Raw genomic sequence first — 4,652 nt, 5'->3', positions numbered from 1 at the left:
CACTTGCGCTTCCGATCTCTCGTTAGCGGGAGGCGAATTCTACAGCGTTACACGCTGCTGTCAACACCTCTTTTTCTCCGCTTTCGACCGAGAGGATCGAAACGTTAATAGAGCCAAACAGCACCGCTCTACCAACTCCTTCTGGGCTTCGATGAACTGAAGCAACTCGCTGTCGAATCCTGCGTAACTCTTTGTTTACCAAGGAGTTTTCCGTTTCGACTGCGCCGGAAGTGGGGCGAATTATAGACTTCCAGAATCTGCCGTCAACCCTTAATTTGCTTTTTCTATCAAAGGACCTGAAAACCGCCAACATGGCCCCTTAAAGGGTGTCGGAAAGGATAATTGAGCACTATATTGCTCAACAGCAAACACTTAAGCATCATAGCGCCCACGCTTCTATCAATATGACCTCGGACAAACACTTCCAATGACCACCTCCCCCCGCAGCCTGGCCTCGACATTGTTCCCCGTCGGCCTGCTGTTGATCGCCATGGCTTCCATCCAGTCCGGCGCCTCGCTGGCCAAGAGCATGTTTCCTATCGTCGGCGCACAAGGCACCACAGCCCTGCGTCTGATTTTCGCCAGCGTTATCATGCTGCTTCTCCTACGTCCTTGGCGCGCCAAGCTGACGGCCAAATCCCTGCGCACCGTCATCGTTTATGGGATGGCACTGGGTGGCATGAACTTCCTCTTCTATATGTCCTTGCGCAGCGTGCCTCTGGGTATTGCGGTCGCCCTCGAATTTACCGGGCCGCTTGCCGTAGCCATCTATGCCTCTCGACGCGCAGTAGACTTCCTGTGGATTGTCCTCGCAATTATCGGCCTTCTCCTCCTCATCCCCATGGGGGAAGCCAGCAGTGGCATCGACTTGCTCGGTGCTGGTTACGCGCTGGGGGCTGGTGTCTGCTGGGCGCTCTACATTCTATATGGGCAGAAAGCCGGTAATGACAACGGCGTCCAGACCGCCGCTCTTGGCGTGATGATCGCCGCATTGTTCGTCGCGCCTATCGGCATCGTCCATGCGGGCAGCGCATTGCTGACGCCTGCACTGATTCCGGTCGCGATCGGCGTCGCCATTCTGTCCACGGCCCTGCCTTACACGTTGGAAATGGTGGCACTGACGCGCCTCCCCGCCCGCACCTTCGGCACGCTGATGAGCATCGAACCCGCTTTCGGAGCTGTTTCCGGCCTGCTATTCCTACATGAGCACTTATCCATCGCGCAGTGGCTGGCAATCACCTGCATCATTCTGGCCTCCGTAGGTGCCACAGTGACGATGCGCAGCGAGTCAAAGCCGTTGGTTCCAGCGGATTGAATTCTGTTTGAATGTAGCTCTGGCATTTAGCACGCATTTAGGCCATGTTTAAGCCGCAAACGAATGTCATTCATGGAGAGTTTCGACAAGGACAGCGCGAACGCTACACCCGAGAGCGAGTAGAGCCTGCCTCTAACAGTGCGAGGCGGCTATTAAGGATAGGAATGAAGCGAATTTTGATACTGTTAATGGTCATGGCCATTGCTGGCTGCGCCGCGACCACCAAGACAGAAGTAAAACGTGGCAAAAAAGGGCTGCATATCAACTGTTCCGGCCTGTCCTCTTCCTGGGACCAGTGCTACACCAGTGCAACCAACTCCTGCGGCGTCAAGGGCTACCGGGTAATCGCAAAGTCCGGTGACAACTCCGAGGAACCAGGGGATTACCCCTTCGGCCTCAACCCTGCGGGCTACACCAGCCGCAGCATGATCGTCATCTGCAAGTAATCGCTCGAGCAGTCTCCCTGACTGCTCCTATTAAACGCCAGATACACATTCGCCCCTTAATTGACGCCAATCCATGCGGTATCGGCGACAGCCGGCCCCAGGCGAGGGCGTCGACTCTATGGCCGACGCCCTCGCCCAGGCTCCTGAACTGCAGCCGATCAGATAGCGGCAGTGCGTACTTGCAACCACTCCAGCGCGGCACCGCTGAGCAACGGGCTCAAACGCTCACGCACGTGCGCGTGGTAAGCGTTGAACCACTCACGCTCATCCGCCGTCAGCAGCGACGGTTCCAGGCAACGGGTATCGATCGGACACAAGGTCAGGGTTTCGAACTTGAGAAACTCACCGAACTCGGTCTCGCCCGCTTCGCGGTTCAGCACCAGGTTCTCGATGCGCACGCCCCAACGGCCCGGACGGTAAGTGCCCGGCTCGATGGAGGTGATCATCCCCGGCTGCATGGCCGTTTGCGGCGCGGTGGCGGCCTGATAGGCAATCACCTGCGGACCTTCATGCACATTGAGGAAATAGCCTACGCCATGCCCGGTACCGTGGCCGTAGTCCACGCCTTCAGCCCAGATCGGCGCGCGGGCAATGGCGTCCAGCAGCGGCGACAGAATTCCCTTCGGGAAATGTGCACGGGACAAGGCGATCACGCCCTTGAGTACGCGGGTGCAATCACGCTTCTGCTCGTCACTCGGCGTACCGATAGGCACCATCCGCGTGATATCCGTGGTGCCGCCCAGGTACTGGCCACCTGAATCGATCAGCAACAGGCCATCACCTTCGATCAGCGCATGTTCTTCTTCAGTGGCGTGATAATGCGGCATCGCGCCATTGGCGTTATATGCGGCGATGGTGTTGAAACTCAGCGACACATAACCGGGGCGACGGGTGCGTGCCGCAGTCAGGTGCTCGTCAATGGTCAGCTCGGTGATGCGCTCGCGGCCCAGTGCACTGTCCAGCCAAGCGAAAAATTCGCACAGCGCCGCGCCATCCTGCTCCATTGCTTGGCGGATATGCTCCGCGTCGGCCAGGCTCTTGCGGGACTTGGCCAATGTGGTCGGGTTGAGTCCTTCGACCAGCTTGACGCCCGCATCGAGGTTTTCCAGCAAGCCCGCAGTGACGCGAGCCGGGTCGACCTGCAAACTGGCGCCTGCCGGTACCGCGCGCAATGCGTCAGCCACTTCGCTGTAGTCGCGCAGCGTCACGCCATCTTGCTCCAGCACGCCCCGCAGTTGCGCATCGACTTTGCTCAGCGCCACAAACAGCGTGGCCTGCTGTTGATTGATCAAAGCAAAGGACACAAACACCGGGTTAAACGAAACGTCTCCGCCGCGCAGGTTGAACAGCCAGGCGATGTCATCCAGGGTGGCGATGAAGTGCCAATCGGCGCCCTTCTCTTTCAAGGCGGCGCGCAGTGAGGCGAGTTTTTCACCACGGCTGACGGTGGCTTGCGGTGGCAGGTGCTGATAGATAGGTTGGTTCGGCAAAGCCGGGCGGTCCCGCCAGACTTCATCCAGAAGATCGATATCAGTACGCAAGCGCGCACCACGCTCCGCCAACTTGCCGCCTAGAGTGCGCGCCGAGGCCACCGCCATCACCGCACCGTCGACCGCAACGACACCCCCTTCCGGCGTTTGCTCGGCCAGCCATTCCAGCGGACCGGGTTGACCCGGCTGCAGCTTGACCAATTCGATGCCGCTGCCCTTGAGCTCCTTGCTCGCCTGTTCCCAGTAGCGGCTATCGGCCCACACACCGGCGAAGTCCGCGGTGACAATCAATGTCCCCACCGAACCATGAAAGCCCGACAACCATTGCCGCCCCTGCCAGTAACCCGGCAAGTATTCGGACAAGTGCGGGTCGGCCGACGGCACCAGCAGGGCGTGAATGCCCTCGCGGCTCATCAGTTCACGGGTATGCGCCAGGCGCTGGGGTACCGTTCCATGGGTCAAGGGCTGCGTACTCATTGTGTCTCCTGCTAACCACGAATAATTATTATGTGTTGCGATAAATGAATCAGACCGCCCAGAACGCCGGTGCACTGGCAAGGGTCGCTTTGATCAACTGCACAGCCTGATCGATATCCTGCTCGGTGGTAAACCGGCCCAGGCTCAAGCGAATGGTACGGCCGGCGCTGCGTGCATCATGGCCCAAGGCAAGCAACACATGGGACGGCGTATTGCTCGCCGAATTGCAGGCGGACGTCGCGGAAAACGCGATCCCCGCACTCAACGCAGCGGCATTGAATTCGCCTTCACTGAAGGTGAGGCTCAGGGTGTGTGGAATACGTTGTGTAGCGCTGCCATTGAGGCGCACGCCGGCAATCGATTCCAACTGATCCAGCAGACGCTGGCGCAAGGCAACGATCACGGCTTTTTCTTCAGCGAACGACGCCGCCGCCAAGGCGAACGCGGTGCCCATGCCGGCAATCTGATGAGTCGCCAACGTGCCGGAGCGCAGGCCGCCTTCGTGACCGCCGCCGTGAATCTGCGCCAGGACTTTCTGTTGCGCCCGTGGCCCGACATACAACGCGCCGATACCCTTGGGGCCATACAGCTTGTGCGCCGAAAACGACATCAGATCCACCGGCCACTGCGCCAGGTCGATCGCCACCTTGCCCGCGCCCTGCGCCGCATCCACATGCAGCAACGCGCCGTGTTCACGCACGCGAGCGCCAATGGCCGGGATGTCGTTGAGGGTGCCAAGCTCGTTATTCACCAGCATCAGCGACACCAGGAAGGTGTCCTCGCGCAGCGCTTCGCTGACCGCCTCGACGCTGATCAACCCATCGGCATCCGGCACCAGGTAGGTCACGGCTACGCCAGCTTCCTGCAGTTGCCGCGCGGTATCCAGGGTGGCCTTGTGTTCGATCTGGCTGGTGATGATATGCC

4 protein-coding genes are annotated in these 4,652 nt (G+C 59.5%); 2 read left to right on the top strand and 2 right to left on the bottom strand.

Annotated features, from left to right (window positions below; translation table 11 throughout):
- Positions 1–427: 427 nt before the first annotated feature.
- The gene (gene rhtA, locus K7431_RS30745) at positions 428–1,315 is read left to right on the top strand and encodes a threonine/homoserine exporter RhtA (protein WP_012723308.1); all 888 of its coding nucleotides are present in this window, start codon (positions 428–430) and stop codon (positions 1,313–1,315) included.
- Positions 1,316–1,479: 164 nt separating this feature from the next.
- Positions 1,480–1,761 carry a hypothetical protein gene (locus tag K7431_RS30740; protein WP_012723307.1) on the top strand — a complete coding sequence of 94 codons (282 nt, stop codon included), beginning with the start codon at positions 1,480–1,482 and terminating at the stop codon, positions 1,759–1,761.
- Positions 1,762–1,919: 158 nt separating this feature from the next.
- Here the strand turns inward: K7431_RS30740 and K7431_RS30735 are convergent, their stop codons facing one another.
- Together K7431_RS30735 and K7431_RS30730 are read right to left on the bottom strand one after the other, a co-directional pair.
- Positions 1,920–3,728, bottom strand: coding sequence for an aminopeptidase P family protein (locus tag K7431_RS30735; RefSeq protein ID WP_012723306.1), 1,809 nt, complete (start codon positions 3,726–3,728; stop codon positions 1,920–1,922).
- 49 nt (positions 3,729–3,777) lie between these two features.
- On the bottom strand, positions 3,778–4,652 hold an 875-nt coding region (locus K7431_RS30730), incomplete at its 5' end, for a cysteine desulfurase family protein (RefSeq protein WP_224316768.1).

It is taken from the genome of Pseudomonas fluorescens group sp. (genome assembly GCF_020093335.1).
In the GTDB taxonomy this organism is placed as follows: domain Bacteria; phylum Pseudomonadota; class Gammaproteobacteria; order Pseudomonadales; family Pseudomonadaceae; genus Aquipseudomonas; species Aquipseudomonas petroselini.
Note: the sequence above shows the minus strand (reverse complement) of the source record. Positions and strands in the feature narration are given on the sequence as shown.

What these genes read in the sequence shown, in the direction of transcription:
- rhtA (WP_012723308.1), top strand. Translation starts at nt 428, where the DNA reads ATGACCACCTCCCCCCGCAGCCTGGCCTCGACATTGTTCCCCGTCGGC.
- K7431_RS30735 (WP_012723306.1), bottom strand. Translation starts at nt 3,728, where the DNA reads ATGAGTACGCAGCCCTTGACCCATGGAACGGTACCCCAGCGCCTGGCG.
- K7431_RS30740 (WP_012723307.1), top strand. Translation starts at nt 1,480, where the DNA reads ATGAAGCGAATTTTGATACTGTTAATGGTCATGGCCATTGCTGGCTGC.